Origin of the sequence: Bacillus cytotoxicus NVH 391-98, assembly GCF_000017425.1 — a bacterium.
Taxonomy (GTDB): domain Bacteria; phylum Bacillota; class Bacilli; order Bacillales; family Bacillaceae_G; genus Bacillus_A; species Bacillus_A cytotoxicus.
The window spans coordinates 2267481-2283877 of the sequence record NC_009674.1 but is presented as its reverse complement, the minus strand read 5'-3'; the positions used below and the strand labels follow the sequence as shown (position 1 = coordinate 2283877).

15 protein-coding genes and 5 pseudogenes are annotated in these 16397 nt (G+C 34.8%); 16 read left to right on the top strand and 4 right to left on the bottom strand.

Translation table 11 applies throughout. The features are described 5' to 3' along the window. Window positions 1–364 precede the first annotated feature (364 nt). The 3 genes from BCER98_RS11200 (at window position 365) to BCER98_RS23385 (ending at window position 3088) form a co-directional block, all read left to right on the top strand. The gene (locus BCER98_RS11200; RefSeq protein WP_012094642.1) at window positions 365–2266 is read left to right on the top strand and encodes an endonuclease MutS2; all 1902 of its coding nucleotides are present in this window, start codon (window positions 365–367) and stop codon (window positions 2264–2266) included. A gap of 6 nt (window positions 2267–2272) precedes the next feature. Further along, a complete protein-coding gene (locus BCER98_RS11195; RefSeq protein ID WP_012094641.1) occupies window positions 2273–2800 on the top strand; it encodes a GNAT family N-acetyltransferase in 528 nt (175 codons plus the stop codon). A 159-nt stretch (window positions 2801–2959) separates the two neighbouring features. Next, window positions 2960–3088 carry a hypothetical protein gene (locus BCER98_RS23385; RefSeq protein ID WP_012094640.1) on the top strand — a complete coding sequence of 43 codons (129 nt, stop codon included), beginning with the start codon at window positions 2960–2962 and terminating at the stop codon, window positions 3086–3088. Between the two features lie 52 nt (window positions 3089–3140). Here BCER98_RS23385 and BCER98_RS11190 read toward each other — a convergent pair whose 3' ends face one another. Next, window positions 3141–4466, bottom strand: a complete 1326-nt coding sequence (locus BCER98_RS11190) for an ArsB/NhaD family transporter (RefSeq protein ID WP_041809844.1) — start codon at window positions 4464–4466, stop codon at window positions 3141–3143. A gap of 241 nt (window positions 4467–4707) precedes the next feature. Between BCER98_RS11190 and BCER98_RS11185 the strand changes: the two genes are divergently transcribed. The 5 genes and pseudogenes from BCER98_RS11185 (at window position 4708) to arsC (ending at window position 7308) form a co-directional block, all read left to right on the top strand. After that, entirely contained in the window at window positions 4708–5058 is a 351-nt protein-coding gene (locus BCER98_RS11185; RefSeq protein ID WP_012094638.1) for a YojF family protein, read from the top strand. A gap of 15 nt (window positions 5059–5073) precedes the next feature. Next, window positions 5074–5736: a bacillithiol biosynthesis deacetylase BshB2 gene (gene bshB2, locus BCER98_RS11180; RefSeq protein ID WP_012094637.1), complete on the top strand. Its 663-nt coding sequence runs from the start codon at window positions 5074–5076 to the stop codon at window positions 5734–5736. 139 nt (window positions 5737–5875) lie between these two features. Then, window positions 5876–6136 carry a YuzF family protein gene (locus tag BCER98_RS11175; RefSeq protein ID WP_012094636.1) on the top strand — a complete coding sequence of 87 codons (261 nt, stop codon included), beginning with the start codon at window positions 5876–5878 and terminating at the stop codon, window positions 6134–6136. Window positions 6137–6519: 383 nt separating this feature from the next. Continuing rightward, a pseudogene (arsR, locus tag BCER98_RS21880) lies at window positions 6520–6630 on the top strand (arsenical resistance operon transcriptional regulator ArsR); the annotation flags it as partial. Window positions 6631–6889: 259 nt separating this feature from the next. Further along, window positions 6890–7308 (top strand): annotated as a pseudogene (arsC, locus tag BCER98_RS21875) (arsenate reductase (thioredoxin)). 50 nt (window positions 7309–7358) lie between these two features. Here arsC and BCER98_RS11165 read toward each other — a convergent pair. After that, a complete protein-coding gene (locus BCER98_RS11165) occupies window positions 7359–7757 on the bottom strand; it encodes a DUF2871 family protein (protein WP_012094634.1) in 399 nt (132 codons plus the stop codon). 482 nt (window positions 7758–8239) lie between these two features. Between BCER98_RS11165 and BCER98_RS11160 the strand changes: the two genes are divergently transcribed. Together BCER98_RS11160 and BCER98_RS11155 are read left to right on the top strand one after the other, a co-directional pair. Further along, window positions 8240–9289 carry a flavin-containing monooxygenase gene (locus BCER98_RS11160; RefSeq protein ID WP_012094633.1) on the top strand — a complete coding sequence of 350 codons (1050 nt, stop codon included), beginning with the start codon at window positions 8240–8242 and terminating at the stop codon, window positions 9287–9289. Window positions 9290–9561: 272 nt separating this feature from the next. Next, entirely contained in the window at window positions 9562–9810 is a 249-nt protein-coding gene (locus BCER98_RS11155) for a hypothetical protein (RefSeq protein ID WP_012094632.1), read from the top strand. A 62-nt stretch (window positions 9811–9872) separates the two neighbouring features. On the opposite strand, the gene BCER98_RS11150 is transcribed toward BCER98_RS11155, so the two are convergent. Then, window positions 9873–10853, bottom strand: coding sequence for a ketoacyl-ACP synthase III (locus tag BCER98_RS11150; RefSeq protein WP_012094631.1), 981 nt, complete (start codon window positions 10851–10853; stop codon window positions 9873–9875). A gap of 246 nt (window positions 10854–11099) precedes the next feature. Between BCER98_RS11150 and BCER98_RS21150 the strand changes: the two are divergent. Together BCER98_RS21150 and BCER98_RS11140 are read left to right on the top strand one after the other, a co-directional pair. Beyond that, a pseudogene (locus BCER98_RS21150) lies at window positions 11100–11286 on the top strand (DMT family transporter); the annotation flags it as partial. Between the two features lie 225 nt (window positions 11287–11511). Beyond that, window positions 11512–11751 (top strand): annotated as a pseudogene (locus BCER98_RS11140) (GNAT family N-acetyltransferase); the annotation flags it as partial. A gap of 256 nt (window positions 11752–12007) precedes the next feature. Here the strand turns inward: BCER98_RS11140 and BCER98_RS11135 are convergent. Further along, a complete protein-coding gene (locus BCER98_RS11135; RefSeq protein WP_012094628.1) occupies window positions 12008–12457 on the bottom strand; it encodes a GNAT family N-acetyltransferase in 450 nt (149 codons plus the stop codon). Window positions 12458–12755: 298 nt separating this feature from the next. Here BCER98_RS11135 and BCER98_RS22550 point away from each other — a divergent pair, with 298 nt between their 5' ends. The 4 genes and pseudogenes from BCER98_RS22550 (at window position 12756) to ltrA (ending at window position 16220) form a co-directional block, all read left to right on the top strand. Further along, entirely contained in the window at window positions 12756–12911 is a 156-nt protein-coding gene (locus BCER98_RS22550; protein WP_012094627.1) for a hypothetical protein, read from the top strand. A gap of 367 nt (window positions 12912–13278) precedes the next feature. After that, a complete protein-coding gene (locus BCER98_RS11130) occupies window positions 13279–13599 on the top strand; it encodes a hypothetical protein (protein ID WP_048723789.1) in 321 nt (106 codons plus the stop codon). A 218-nt stretch (window positions 13600–13817) separates the two neighbouring features. Further along, entirely contained in the window at window positions 13818–14201 is a 384-nt protein-coding gene (locus BCER98_RS11125; protein ID WP_041809842.1) for a beta/gamma crystallin domain-containing protein, read from the top strand. Window positions 14202–14964: 763 nt separating this feature from the next. Further along, window positions 14965–16220: pseudogene (ltrA, locus tag BCER98_RS11120) on the top strand (group II intron reverse transcriptase/maturase). The last annotated feature ends 177 nt before the right edge of the window (window positions 16221–16397 follow it).

Genomic DNA, 16397 nt, shown 5'->3' with positions numbered 1-16397 from the left:
AGGTGCTTTTTGTGAGTGTGGTAGGTTCTAAATAGGAACAATTGAATGAAATAAAACTGGTAATAACAAGGGGAATTTTCTATTAAGTATACCCCTTAGTTTGCCATGGATTTATTTCAAAACCCTATGAAGATACCTACTATACTTTATAAAGCGTGTAATGATGATGGGATTGCCGTGTTTTTTTACGGTTTCTTTCATGATATTTTACACATGCCTTGTAAATGTAACGAAAGCTGCGGTATCTCCGCAGCTTTTTTTGTACCCATTTGAATAAACCAAAATATATGACCAGCTCATTAAAATGTAATGAGTAGGTATCTTCGTTTATGATGTAAATCAATCATAGTGAGGAGAAAAGACAGTGAATCAAATGACTTTTGAAAAGTTGCAGTACAATGAATTGAAGGACATTGTTAAATCTTACTGTGTAAGTGGGTTAGGAAAGCGATTATTGGATCAATTAGAGCCAAGTACAAATATAAAGGTAGTACGAAATCGATTGAATGAAACGACGGAAGCGCGAGCGATATTAGATGCAGAAGGACATGTACCTTTTTTAGGTATTTCTAATATTGATAACATCATGCAAAAACTAGAAAAAGGAATGATTCTAGAGCCAAGCGAGTTCGTGAGTGTTTCAGATTTTTTACGGGGCTGTCGCAAGATTAAAAAGTTTATGTTAGATAAGGAATTTTTTGCACCAATGCTCGCAGCGTATGCAAATTCTATGTCCGAGTTTAAAAGCATAGAGGAAGAAATACAATTTTGTATAAAAGGAAACCGTGTTGATTCTGCTGCAAGTAAAGAATTAAAACGAATTCGAAATCAAATGGATTCGGTAGAGGGAAAAATAAAGGAACGGTTAAATAAATTTTTAAACAGTAGTGCAAATAAGAAGTATATACAAGAATTCTTCATTAGTAAAAAGGACGACCGATATACGATTCCGGTGAAAGCATCTTATAAAAATCAAGTTGCAGGAACAATTGTTGCAGTTTCTTCTAAAGGTTCTACTGTTTTTATAGAACCAAATACTGTTACAACATTAAACGTGGAACTGGCAAGCTTACGAGCGGAAGAAGCGATGGAAGAATATCAAATATTAGCAACTCTCTCAGGAATGATATTAGAAAACATATATCAAATCAAAATAAATATAGAGCTAGTGAGTCAATATGATTTAGTATTTGCCAAAGCAAAATTTAGTAAGCAAATTGGCGGAATAGAACCCAAGTTAAATGATTACGGGTATATAAAGCTCGTTCATTGCAAGCATCCGCTTTTATCAGGAGAAGTGATACCGCTAAATTTTGAAATTGGTCAAAAATATCGAAGTTTAATTATTACAGGACCAAATGCTGGGGGGAAAACGATTGTTCTGAAAACAATCGGATTATTAACATTAGCGGCAATGTCGGGGTTTCATATTGCAGGAGAGCGAGAAACGGAGATTGCTGTTTTTGAACATATCTTTGTAGATATCGGTGATAATCAAAGTATCGAAAATGCACTAAGTACATTTTCATCTCATATGAAAAATCTTTCGGAAATTATGGAAGTATCAAATAATAATACGCTGTTATTATTTGATGAAATAGGCAGCGGTACGGAACCGAATGAGGGAGCTGCGCTAGCGATTTCTATTTTAGAAGAGTTTTATCATATGGGCTGTATCACTGTCGCGACGACGCATTATGGTGAGATTAAGCGATTCTCAGAAATGCATAGTGACTTTATGAATGCAGCGATGCAATTTCATAGTGAAACATTGGAACCGATGTATCAATTATTAATTGGAAAATCGGGAGAAAGTAATGCACTTTGGATTTCTCGAAAAATGAATGTACGAGAACATGTATTGCAAAGAGCAAAAGAGTACATGGAAAACAAAGAATATCGTTTAGAAAAGCTACATGAAGGAAAAGTAAGAAAGCCTAAAATTGTAAAGCAAGCGGTAGAAGAGGCATATGCATATAAAAAAGGAGATCGCGTGAGATTATTAGATGATGATGAATTTGGAATTATATACCGAGAGAAAGATAACTTCTCCAACGTTGTCGTGTTTTCCAAAGAGCGGTTTATAGAAGTAAATAGTAAACGGATTGCTTTAGAGGTCGAGGCGAAGGAATTATATCCAGAAGGTTACGATTTAGATACGTTGTTTGTAGATTATAAAGAACGAAAAATGCAGCATGATATAGAGCGTGGATCAAAAAAAGCGCTGCGTAACATTCAAAAAGAAATAAGAAAGAATAAAGGATAAGAGGTTATGCCAATAATTGTTAGACAAGAACGTGAAGAAGAGTATAAAAAAACAGAAGAAGTTGTACAACAGGCATTTTTACATGAAGAGTTTAGCGATAAGAGAGAGCATGAACTTGTAAGTCGTATTAGAAAATGTGATGCGTTTATTCCAGAATTATCATTAGTGGCGGTGGATCAAGAAATTATTGGTCATATCCTTTTATCTAAAATTCAAATAGTAGATGGTGATAAATGTATAGATTCGCTAGCACTTGCTCCAGTATCTGTTGCACCAGGGTATCAGAAAAAAGGAATTGGAAGTTTGTTGATTTCAAATGTATTAAGAAAAGCAAAAGAGCTTGGATACCATTCTGTCATTGTTTTAGGGCATAAAGAGTATTACACGAAATTTGGTTTTAAACCGACTCACCTATGGGATATACGTGCACCATTTGATGTGCCAGGCGAAGTGTTTATGGCAATGGAGTTAACGGAACATGCTCTTCAAAATGTGCAAGGTGTTGTTCAATATTCGGAAGCTTTTTCTGGATAGTACAAAAAAGGTAGCTAGAGAATTTCTTCTAGCTACCTTTTTGATGTGTAAATTGAAATGATTAAGGAATGAATCAAATCTTTCCTGTATTTTTTCGACTTTTTAATAATCGGTGTGCTTAGCACCAATTTCTAAAGAGAACGTAGTTGGGTTTTAGACATGTCATCAGTAAATGAAGAGGCAGCAGAGTTAAAAGAATTGCACGGTAGTGTGCATCAACTGCAAAGTGAAGTTCAACAGCTTAGACATGAAAGACTGGTTGTAGAAATTAAAAAAGGTGTTCAATGATTGGGGGATTGTGGTAACAAACAAGGTTTGCAGCACATCGCTGCAAACCTTGTTATATTAAATAACGTAAATATATATAAGCATGTGATAATAATAATGCAATGATGGTTAACGGTAAGCCAATTTTTAAGAAATCAAGGTAAGAAAATCTATGTCCTTCACGGTTCGCAATACCTGCTACGACCACGTTTGCGGATGCTCCGATTAAAGTTCCGTTTCCGCCTAGGCAAGCGCCGAGTGATAGTGCCCACCAAAGTACTTCGATTTGTGGCGAATCAACAGATAAGCCAAGCCCTGCTGCCAAGTCTTGAATAAGCGGAATCATCGTTGCGACAAATGGAATGTTATCAATGGTTGCGGATGCAGCTCCTGATACCCATAAAATAAGCATAGCTGCAAAGCCAATATCACCATTTGTTACATCAATTACGTCTTTAGCAAGAGATGAAATGAGCCCAATATCGATTAATCCACCAACAAGAACAAATAATCCGGCGAAGAAGAAAATGGTTACCCATTCAACGTGGGCGAATACATCTTCTAATTTGTGCTGCTTCACGCCAATTAGCATAAGGAGCGTCGCACCAGTCATTGCGATAACCGCTGCATCCACATGAATAATAGAGTGAAGAATAAAGCCGAGAATCGTTAAACCTAATATAGAAAGAGATTTGACGAGTAAGCTTTGATCACGAATATAGTCTTTTTCATTTAAAGCCATAAGTTTTGCAATTTGTTCAGGTGTTGTTTTCAATTTTTTCCTATACATAAAGTAAATAATAGTTAACGTAACGATAGAAATAATAAGAACAATGGGTGCTAAATTAAGTAAGAAAGCATTAAAATCTAGATGCTTATTCGCTGATCCAATCATAATATTTGGTGGGTCGCCAATTAATGTCGCTGTACCACCAATATTTGAAAATAATACTTCTGAAATGAAGTAAGGAACAGGTTGTACTTTTAACATGCGTGTAATGGATAACGTAACAGGGACGATTAATAAAACGGTTGTAACGTTATCTAAAAATGCGGAACCGACGGCAGTTAATAGGGATAAAAATAATAAAATGCGAATGGGCTTTCCGCCTGCTGCTTTTGCTGCTTTAATCGCTACATACTCAAATACGCCTGATTGACTTGTAATATGAACAAGAATCATCATGCCGATGAGAAGGGTAATTGTTTCCCATTGAATATGAGATGTAAAAGCAGTATGTAAGTCTACAATGCTAAAAATAATCATAATAGCAGCACCGAACAGTGCAATAACAGCACGGTTCAATTTTTCCGAAATAATAAATCCGTATGTAATTAAAAATACGGCAATTGCAAAATAATATTGCAGGTTTGTTACTTCATGTGCTGAATGTTCCAATATGTCACCTTCTTTAAAATATGTATTCAATTGTCGAATTTATCCCTCCGCATAAAATATATTGTAGCAAATTAAAAAAGGAAAGAAAACGTTTTGCAATTGTAAGCGAAAACAAAATTTCACATACTATAAATTTGTAAAATAAAGTGCAAATTATTAGGAAAAGTAAGCATTCTGCTCTAATATAGAGATAGCAATTTACATTATTTTTGCGTAAAATGTTTTAAAGAGGTGAAATCCGATGGAAATAGTAAAAGATAAAACAGTTGTTCAACATGAAATTGAACGTTTTGTAAATAAAGATGTATATATTCATTTAGAAACAACAAATGGAGCATACGCTTCACATTTTAATGAAAAGATGATGACAGTTGGGGCATTCATTCGTAATGCTATCATTCGTTTTGAACGTGGTAAAATTGTTGGAACGAATCCGTACCGAGTTGGTCTGAAAATGGATCACGGCTGGGTATACGCTGAAGGTATTACACATTGGGAAGTGGACGAGCAAGGTCGTTTGTTACTTTCAGGTCATGATAATAAAGGGCGTCTGGCTGTAGCTCTTGAATTAAGCTTAACACCATTTAAATAAGAAGGAGGGGAAAATATGGAGAAACATGTATTAGTTGTATTTCCACATCCCGATGATGAATCCTATGCAGCAGGAGGAACAATTAGTTTATTAACAAGACAAGGAGTACCTGTAACATATGCGTGCGGAACGCTTGGTCAAATGGGAAGGAATATGGGGAAACATGTATTTGCAAACCGTGAGACAATCTCAAGTATTCGCGAAAAAGAATTAAAAGATGCATGTGAAGCAATGGGGATTACTGATTTAAGATTGCTCGGATTTCATGATAAAACATTAGAATTTGAAGATGTAGATTTTGTAGCTGATAAAATTGAAGCTGTCATTCGTGATGTGCAACCATCAAGAATTATTACATTCTATCCAGAACATGGTGTTCATCCAGACCATGACGCATTCGGACGTGCTACAGTTCGCGCTGTATCTCGCATGCCAAAAGAAACGCGTCCAGTGATACATGCTGTTGCGATTACAAAAAATCGTGAAGAAGTATTAGGAGAGCCGGATATTGTAAATAATATTAGTGAAGTCTTTGATCAAAAACTAGCAGCTTTGCGTGCGCATCGTTCGCAAACAGAAGCAATGCTAGAAGAAACAGAAGTGAAAATTCAAAATAAAGATGCTGCAGCATTAAAATGGTTGCAGATTGAAGAATTTTGGATTTATAAATGGGAATAGACAAGAAAATCGTTTCTTCTCATATTCCTTACGTATGAAAGAGATACCATTATGCGGTATCTCTTTTCTATTAGATAGGCACATTTTAAATGAATAGAACATACACTTACAGAACATCTTGAAAAGAGGGGGCTAAAGTATGTACTATTCATATGAGGATGTATACGGCTATTTTCGAGATGGTTATGAGTTAAGTGGAGAAATCGTTGCATTAGTTAATCCGTACGTTGTACAAACATTACAATCTATTGTAGGAAGAAGAATTACAGTTGAAACGATTCGAGGAAGTGTGAGTGGAACGTTAAGAAGTGTAAAACCAGATCATATTACATTAGAAGAAAAAGAAATACTTACATTTGTTCGCATGCAACAAATTGTATGGTTCACTCCTGAAAAATAAGAATACTCACAAAGAAAGATAAGAACCTACTATCTTTATGTATGGGAATTTACAATATATGTTATCTTAATGTTTATGAAGAGAAATAGTAAAAATGATAGCTTCACTCATACCCTCCTATAGATATTGATATGAGGAAAATGAGGTGCTTATTTTGTTGTTGTATAATCACATTTCTATCATGGTCCCTCCCATTCCGTAGCAAAAGAACGTTTTAATAATCTGAGATTTTCTAAGTTATAGGAGGGGATTAGAAATGAAAAAAGTCTCAGTGCTATCGCTATTGTTAATGATTATTCTTGTAGCATTTCCACAAATTAGTGAAACAATTTACACGCCATTTTTGCAAAGTACCTGAAGATGAAGAATCTTTTTCTTACTCTCTTGATGCAAATTTAATTGTAAAGGAGACAAAAGGGACATGGAGTTATTATGATTTGAATGATGAAGAAGTCAATCATTTATTGTCGGAAGAGCTTTGTTGTGTATTTTGAAAAACTGGAAGCGGTAGTTGCTGCTCAGTTTTTGTATTTCATAAATCAAAAAAAGTGGAGGTTTTCTTCATCCCCCACTGATTATGAGGCCTCACCAATCGGGCTGAATGAAGTTGGGGAGGAATGAGTATGCAATATGTACATGTCGGAATTTATGTAAAGCATTTGGAGTAATGACTGGGAAGATAAGAATGAATGGGATTTTTTCGATACGAGATGAATCATGAAGTTCTAAACATTTCTAATGAAAAAGAGAGAAATGTTTAGAACTTCATGTTGTGAAAACAAAAAAACGATTTATTTCTTATGTACAGGTAATTCTTGTCGCAGTCAAATCGCCGAGGGATTCAGGAAAAAATATTTAGGAGACAAGTGGAATGTATATTTTCTGCAGGGATTGAAGCACATGGCGTGAATCCAAATGCTATTAAGGTCATGAAAGAAATAGATATTACAAATCAAACGTCTGATATGATCGACTATAATATTTTACACAATGCAGACCTTGTTGTAACACTTTGTGGTCATGCAAATGATGTATGTCCTGCCACGCCTTTACATGTCAAACGTGTTCATTGAGGGTTCGATGATTCAGCAGGGAAAGAATGGGATGTATTCCAAAGAGTACGGAGTGAGATTGGAGAGCGAATTAAAACATTTGCTGAAACAGGAGAATGATTTAACCTAAAAAAGAGGCTTCCTACCTATAGGAGAGCCTCTTTTTTACATTATATTTTGAATGATTTTTTTAATAAAATCATAAACCAAACAAGACTTAGACCAATAAGAGAATGAGAAACTGCTACGATATACGTTAAGCCTTTAAAATCTGCACCATTTAGTTGAAGGAGTCCTCGTGTTGCCATGGAAGCAAGGGTTAATATTAACCCAATATTATGAACGATAAACCACATATCAAAACCTTTTATTTTATGGAATGCAAATGATTTTGCTAATGCTAGAGTGATTAAAAAGAATAAAAATCCTAGTACGAGCGTATGCGTATGTAAAAGATTTAGTAGAGTAGAGCCGAGAATGCCTTTTGCTTTTGCGTATTCTCTCGCAAATACACCAGCTAATAACCCGATAATCAAATATACAAACGATGCATAATATAATTTTTTCATGATTATGTTCCCCCTTGAAGTAGTCATGTTGTATTTGAAAGTAATAATCGTTACATATTTCTATGTTTTTAAACACTTCCTCTCATTTAACAAAGAGACTGCAATGAAATAGATATTCGGTAGTATCCTTATAATCTCACTTTTTGATTTTCCAAGGAGAAGCGAATAGATACAGCAACTTAACATCATGTCATGCATTAAGTTCTAGACTTGTTCTCTGTTCTAGTAACAAGTGTCAGAGTCTGAGTGATAAAAATGATAAAACTCCCAAATTTCTAGGAGTCATGGTACAAAAACGAAAAGTGGCAATCATTGTAATTATAGGATATCTGTCTATACAAAACAATTGAACGTTATGTGAAAACTTATTTTATAGCGAAGAAATCCCCTTGATTTGTAAAAAGAAAATTTATATGATGGAAGAAAACGTATGAACATATGAACATATATTCATGTGTTTTAGGACGAAAAGAGGGATGCACATGTTAGATGTGATTATAGTAGGAGCAGGTCAGGCAGGTTTAGTTATGGGGTATTACTTGCAAAGAGAAAACAATCACTTTGTCTTATTAGATGGAGAAGAGCGAATTGGTGATGTATGGAGAAAGCGATATGACTCTTTGCAGTTGTTTACACCGAGAGCTTATAGTGCATTGCCAGGTATGAGTTTAGCTGGAAAGCAAGATGGATATCCAACGAAAGACGAAATTGCCAATTATTTAGAAGCATATGCAAAACATTTTTCTATACCAGTAAGGTTACAGATGAATGTTTCAAAGATAAGAAAAAAGGGGGATACATTTGAAGTCTATACTTCAGACAAGGTGCTACAAGCGAAACAAGTGATTGTTGCAGCAGGTGCCTTTCAAAAACCGTTCATTCCCTCTGTTTCCAAAAATCTTTCCAATGATATTTTTCAAATTCATTCTTCTCAATATCAATCACCAAAACAGATTCCTGATGGGCCAGTTCTTGTAGTTGGCGGTGGAAACTCCGGGACACAAATTGCGGTAGAGCTTGCGCAGTATCGCGATATTACGATTGCTGTTAGCCATCCGCTTTCTTTTTTACCATTAAAAATAATGGGAAAGAGCATTTTTGCTTGGCTTGAGAAAATCGGACTACTATATGCCGGAACCGATACGAGACGGGGAAGATGGTTTCAGAAACAGAAAGATCCCATATTTGGTTTTGAATGTAAGAGATTGATTCATAATGGGAAAATAACAGTAAAATCAAAGGTAGTAAGTGCATTGCAAAACAAAGTAATCTTTTCAGATGATAGCACATATGAAGTGCAAAATATAATTTGGTCCACAGGATTTATACCGAATTATCAATGGATTGAAATAGAAGGTGCAGTGAATCAAGCAGGTATGCCAATTCATACAAGAGGAGTTAGTGTAGTGTCAGGATTATACTATATAGGTTTACCTTGGCAACATCAAAGAGGTTCGGCGCTTCTATGTGGTGTAGCGCGAGATGCAGAGTTTATATTGTCAATCATAGAAGGACAAAAAAAGGATCGGTAACAAATCGTACCGATCAACTATATGTACATGAATTAGGAGAGGCCAATCTTTTATTACATTCATTATAAGTCATTTTAAGCAATGCGAAAATAGGAAGGGGAGCTTGAAATGTTGAGAAAGTTTTTTGTGATGAAACATAAAGAGAATGAAGAGTGCTCTATAGGAATAGGAACGGATTAGATGTATTTTTTTGAAATGATTTATGATAGATTGATAGCAAGAAGGGGAATTCTGTAAAAATGTTTTTTGATAAGTAAAGAGAGGGATGTAAGATGAAATTTGATGATCAACGCTTACTTGGAATTCGATTAGGTTCTCTACTAATAACAGAAGAAAATCAGTATTTAGTTATAAAGAAAAAGGATCATTATTCAGTATTAAACATTAAAACATTAGAATGTACACCGCTTGAAGTATCATTAGAACACATAGAAGAGATGCTTCAGGAAGACTTGCAGGAACATATACAAGAAATTATTGCACCAGAGCATTTAAAAATTGTTGCGAAAAATATTCTATAATGTAATAAATACACACTGTTTGTAAGGCTGATGTGATAAGACATCAGCCTTATGATTATGCGCTATATACACCATTTCAAAATAAGTCCCGCATGTACAAGGCCACCGCCAAATCCATATAAAAGTAATGTATTACCAGTAGTGATTTTTCCGTCTTTCAACCCAATATCAAGTGCTAGTGGAATAGAAGCAGCAGAAGTATTTCCGCAATATTGTAGACTCATAAGCGTGTTATCAAGAGAAATACCTGTTCGTTCACAAATGGATTCGATCATTCTTAAATTCACGCTATGTGGAATGAACCAATCAATATCGGTTACATGTAAATGATTTTTCTGTAGTAATTTTTGTACACCTTGAGGAACAGTATTTACAGCCCATTTGTAGACGGCTCTTCCGTTTTGAACGAGATAAGGTGTGTCTTGTAATTGTGCTCCATTCATCGTTTTAGATAAAGCTGTTTGATATAAATGAATTCCCCCAGAACCATTAGATCCCATATAAGTTCCTAAAAAACTAGGATTATGTTCGTCATATTCTACAAGAGCTGCACCAGCGCCGTCCCCGAAAAGGATGCAAGTAGTACGATCGCTATAATCTGTAATTTTTGACAGTGTTTCAGCGCCAATTACGAGTATCTTTTTGTTAGTCCTTGAAGTAATAAGGCCATTGGCAACAATTAATCCATAAACAAAACCTGCGCATGCTGCACTTAAATCAATTGCTCCTGTATGAGGGATGTCAAAATGAGTCTGAACTTGACTTGCGGTATTGGGGAACATGTAATCTGGTGTAGCAGTCGCAACAATAATTAAATCGACATCATCAATTGAAACATGGAATCGATCGATTAAGTTTTGGACAGCTTGAATGCATAAAGTTGTAGAGAATTCATTAGAGGAAGCGATTCTTCGTTCATGCATACCAGTTCGCTGAACAATCCATTCATCTGTCGTTTCTACAAGGTTTGATATATCTTCATTTGACAATACTTTCTCAGGCACATAAGTCCCAACAGCTGTAATTCGCGCTTTTGAATACATAATGACACCTACCTTTATTACTAGGTTATAAAACTTAATATAAATTGTATTATAATTTTTATGTTAATTCAATCATTTGTGAAATTCTAATTATTATTAAAAGAAAAAACAATCCTATTTATCTCCAAAAATATGTAGTAATATTTGAATGTAGAGGTTTTTATTACATGTTATTAACTGTTTAGATAATAAAAAAATAGTGTGGAAATTTAAAACAATAACGCTAAATTTAGAATAATAAAAAACATTTCAAGTATCCTTATTTTTGTATTCAATATATAGCTTTGTTTTTCTTTCATTTACATTAAAGGGGATAGAAATGTCCATTGCATATGCAATTTGGTCAGAAATGGGAATTGTTACAATTACAATCGTTGATTTCTTTTATTTGGGGGAAAATATCAATTTGATTAAGGGATTGGCGATTTTTTATTAAGGTATGAGCCATTACATTTTTCAAATAATGAAAGTGCATTATTTGGCTTTGTTGCAATTAATCACTATTATTTCTTATCTTTATTCGTTTTGCCTATGACAAAAATAAAACTATGCAATAAGGCATAGGATGCTGTTCAATTATAGGGCCCGTTTCTTCAGTAAGCGCAGTTTAACATATACAATTATATATTGAGTGAACAAAAGGGGGAAAAGTAAAGTAATGCAAAATCTAGAAATAAAAGAGAGTAAACTACTTGATGAAGATATTGAAGAGCTTTCTGAACTTTTGAAAACTGTAGTAGATGATGGAGCGTCAATAGGTTTTTTACCTCCACTGGAACAAGAAGAAGCGATAAAGTATTGGCAAACTGTTTTAGCACCGGAGGTAATATTGTTTATTGCCAAAATCAACAATAAAGTGGCGGGTAGTGTTCAATTGCATTTAATTACAAAGCCAAATTTAGTTGAATAACATAGCAAAAAGTGATCAAACTTTATTTTAAACCTACATTAAAATGACTCAAAAACTCTTAGCGTGGTTATTTTCCAAAATGCTGACGATACCTTATGTTCATCAACCTAAGATTTTTTCATTCCCCCATAACGAAAATTTTATGCATCGTTGACTACTGATAACGAGAATTATGTAAATGGAGCTGCCCATGTGGACAGCTTATTTACATAATTTTCGTTGTCGGAAGTCAATGAATCTCTTTTTACAAATTTAGATAATGCGTAGTGTGTGGGTAGATATCACTTTTTAGGAATCCTGTGGAGATATAGAATTTGTCAGCCTGCTCTGTGTCTGTATAAAGTACCAAGACTTTATAATGCTTTCTCGCATCACAAATGATGGTATTTAACAGGAGCTTTCCTAACCCATTTCTCCGATTATTTTTGGCAATGTAAAATCTCCTCAATCGTCCAATCTCTTGTTTCTTTGAGGATGGATCTATATTAAGTCCTCCAATACCCACTAATACATTTTCTTTGTTAAATACACCATATAAGGATTCTCCGGGTTTATCAAAAATGTTGATACCAGCCTTATAATCATTAACTAACCTTTCAAGAAAACGAAAGCCATCTTTCTTGCTCTCTTGTACTAAATGAGTGAAATCATTATAAAAGAGATCTTGTACCTTTCTGATTTCAAAATCTTTCATATTTCCCTCCCTGATGATTAAGTCTGTAGACTATATTCTTGTTAAAAAAGAGTAATCCCTTTCTGTATATTCTATACATGCCCGGTTAACTTAACGTCTCATTATAGGAATCATACCCGCGGAACCGCCTAGTTCAAGTGTTCATGAATAAATATTTATTTTATATTTTTAAGACATTAAAAGGGTCTAGCCTCTCGCTTCGCTTACCCCAGCCAACCACCAAGTTATGTCGTGAAATTACTGGTAAATGGGCTTACATACTCTTTGACAGGTGTAGAAATCACCTCCTGTTATTTGCATGCAACGCGCAAAACAACTTGGTTCAGATGAATATCACATGATTGCAGGAGAATTTGAGGACATTTCTACCGGTCCTAATGGTTCTGGACCGGGTATTGGTATCGGAATCTCTGGTATAGTTGGACAAGTCTTTATGGTACATTGTTGTTTATAATAGCAAATCGGTCTATTTCCAAAATAAGCACAGTCAAGTACTGGAAAACAGTTTATACAGTACATAGTTTTTTCTCTCCCTTTAATTCATATATTAATCTAAGTGTAAATTAAGGTTTTATAAGGTATTTTAAGAGTTTTACATAGTCATTCAAATTATAGATTATGAGTAATTTATCTAATGTGATTGGGTAGTTTTAAGTTTTTACTTGTCTAGGGGGAAAGTACTAAATAGACAAGATATTTATTAGATTTTTTAATTTAGATATTTATTTAAAAAAGTTAAATATTGATTGGTTAATCGCCCATACATAAATTGTAAATGGGCATATGTTTTATAGGAAATGGAGTGTATTGGAGGGATTTTTATGTTTTATGACCAATATAGTTATAATTTAAACTTTCGTGGTCCTGTTAACACTTTTTATGAACATATTAATGGGGCAGGTTCTTCTTTCACAATGAACTCAGGAGAATTTAAAGAAGTTTTGGAAGACTGGTGGAGTGATAGAATTTCTTCTGTGCTTGTTGCACCTCTTACTTTAGTGGTTTTATATCAACATAGAGGTTTCGGGGGGAGAGTTAGGTATCTTGTAAATACAGGGAATTCTCCTCAACTTTTTAATCTTGTAGAAGGTGGTTGGGGGGACAATACTTCATCAATTAAAACATATAGACTTTGTTATTAGGTGGAATATGGACATTTTAACATTTGTATTTTAGTTAGGTATTTTTTTTATTAATCCAAAGCATAGCTTTGGATTAATAAGGCATTCATCCAATTTTATATGGACAATTATCTAAAAACTTTACAGTTAAATATAATGTCATTGACTGCGAAGTTGTATCAATAATTAATATTAAGATGATTAATATAGCCTAAAAAAAGAGTATTGGAGAGATGTTTATGTATTATAATCCAAATAACTACAATCCAAATAACTATGATCCAAGTAATTACAATCCAAGTAATTACAATCCTGATTCTTATGAAAATATAGATGTTAGACAAAGTACAGTCGAATTCTTTGAACATATAAACGCAACTGGTTCGTCATTTAATGTAAATCTAGGAAATGATGTAGAATACGTCGGAGATGTGTGGAATGATAAAATTTCTTCTGTAAGATGCCCACCTAGATCTTTAGTAGCTTTGTATGAGCATAGAGGCTTCAAAGGTAGGATTATTTTACTAATAACTAGAGGTAACAATTCACGTGTGGTTAATCTTCATACGCATTTAGATTTTAATGATCAACTTTCATCGATTCGAACTTTTCGAATTTGCTAAAAGAGCTTCAGATTAACCCTCACTTAAATATGTCAAATAACTAGAATTATTAATTGTGGGATAGCTTAACATTAAAGATATAATTTAGTTTTCTTTTAATTGTAAAGATTAATCTTGATGAATACTATATGCATGTAAGGTTAATATAACGTCCTATTATAGGTAGCAAATTTTTTATAGAATCCTTGTCAATACAAGGATTCTTATTTTTAGTGCGCACAGCATGTGCATATTTTCTAGGGTTCAAGTCCCGAATTGTGAAGGAAGTAGTAACGATTAGCTTAAGACAAGGGTGTCCGTGGTGACGCGGAATCTGAAGGAAGTCGGCGGCAAATCTCCGGTCTGAGGAACACGAACTTCATATGAGGCCAGGTATCATTGGATGAGATTGCTAAACAAATCAAAGTCCTTACTGCCAAAGGTGATACAGAGTAAATGAAGCAGATAGGTGGAGAGGAAGAATATGTGCTTACCTGGGGAGGTCTAATTGATACGTCAAGTGAACTTGATAACCTTACTTATGAAAGTAAGCTGAACAATCAGAAGTTAGCAGAGGTCATAGTACCTATCTCGGCGCAAAGATAGGGAAGGACTGAACAATTAGGAAGAACATTACACTGGGCGTTCACTCTTTATGTAGAAGCAGACAATCCAAACGGACTTACTTGGAGGAGGAAATGGTGAATACATGGGGGACTTCAAGAGGGCTGAGTAAAGAGTGGCACAAACAGAAAGTAACGTTCACGAAGAAAGGAATATCAAAATGTTGATGAAACAACTATTGTCACGGGAAACCTTAATCATGGCTCTGAAAAGAGTCGAACAAAGGGAGTCATGGAATCGACAACATGCCCGTAACATTCCTACGAAGGCATGTGTACGAGAATTGGCAAATCATTCGCGAGCAAAATTGAGGAAGGAACATATATACCTTCTCCTGTCCGTCGTATCGAAATCCCGAAACCAAACGGAGGAGTAAGGGTATTAGGTATCCCAACCGTGACAGACCGCTTCATCCAACAAGCAATCTCTCAAATCTTAACTCCCATATTTGATCCTACGTTTTCACCAAATAGCTATGGCTTTCGCCCGAATAAAAGAGGACATGATGCCGTAAGGAAAGCGAGAATGTATATAAAGGAAGGGTACAAATAGGTAATAGACATGGATTTAGAGAAATTCTTTGACAAAGTAAACCATGGTAAATTGATGGCAATTATCGCAAAGAAAGTGAAGGACAAACGAATACTTCGACTGATTCGAAGATACTTACAATCGGGTGTAATGATAAGTGGAGTAGTAAGAGACACTTACGAAGGAACACCACAAGGTGGACCGTTAAGCCCCCTATTATCGAATATCCTCTTGAATGAACGAGATAAAGAACTAGAAGCTAGAGGTCTCCGATTTGTAAGATATGCGGATGACTGTAATATTTACATGAAATCAAGAAAAGCTGGAATCCGTGTGAAAGAATCGGTTACAACCTTCATTGAAAAGAAATTAAAGTTAAAGGTAAACCAAGAGAAGTCAGCAATTGACCGACCTTGGAAGAGAAATTTTCTTGGGTTTAGCTTCACGTTAGGGAAAGAAGTAAAGATTAGAATCTCCAACGAAAGTAAGAAACGAGTGAAGAAGAAAATTCGAGAACTTACAGCGAGGTCAAAATCTATATCAATGGAACAAAGAATGGAGAAACTCAATCAATATCTAATTGGATGGTGTGGATATTATGCATGAAGTGACACACCAACCATATTTCAAGAATTGGACAAATGGACTCGGAGAAGACTTCGGATGATTGTGTGGAAACAATGGAAGTTACCAAGAACAAGAAGGAAGAAGCTTCAATCTTTCGGTATTTCCAAACAGATAGCATACGAATGGGGGAACTCTAGAAAACAATATTGGAGAATCTCAAAAAGTCCAATTCTACAAAGAACCCTAGACAATTCGTATTGGGAAAGTCTAGGGCTCAGAAGTTTGAGTAATAGATATTCAATGATTCGTCAGACTTAATTGAACCGCCGTATACGGAACCGTACGTACGGTGGTGTGAGAGGTCGAGGGTTAATCACCCTCTCCTACTCGATTAGTCTTTATTTTCTGATTAGGAAATATTTTTAAAAATGGTGAATAATTTGCTGAAAAATAGTATAATTGTCGAAGGGAGAAGTGGAAAAAGGAAGGGTTAGG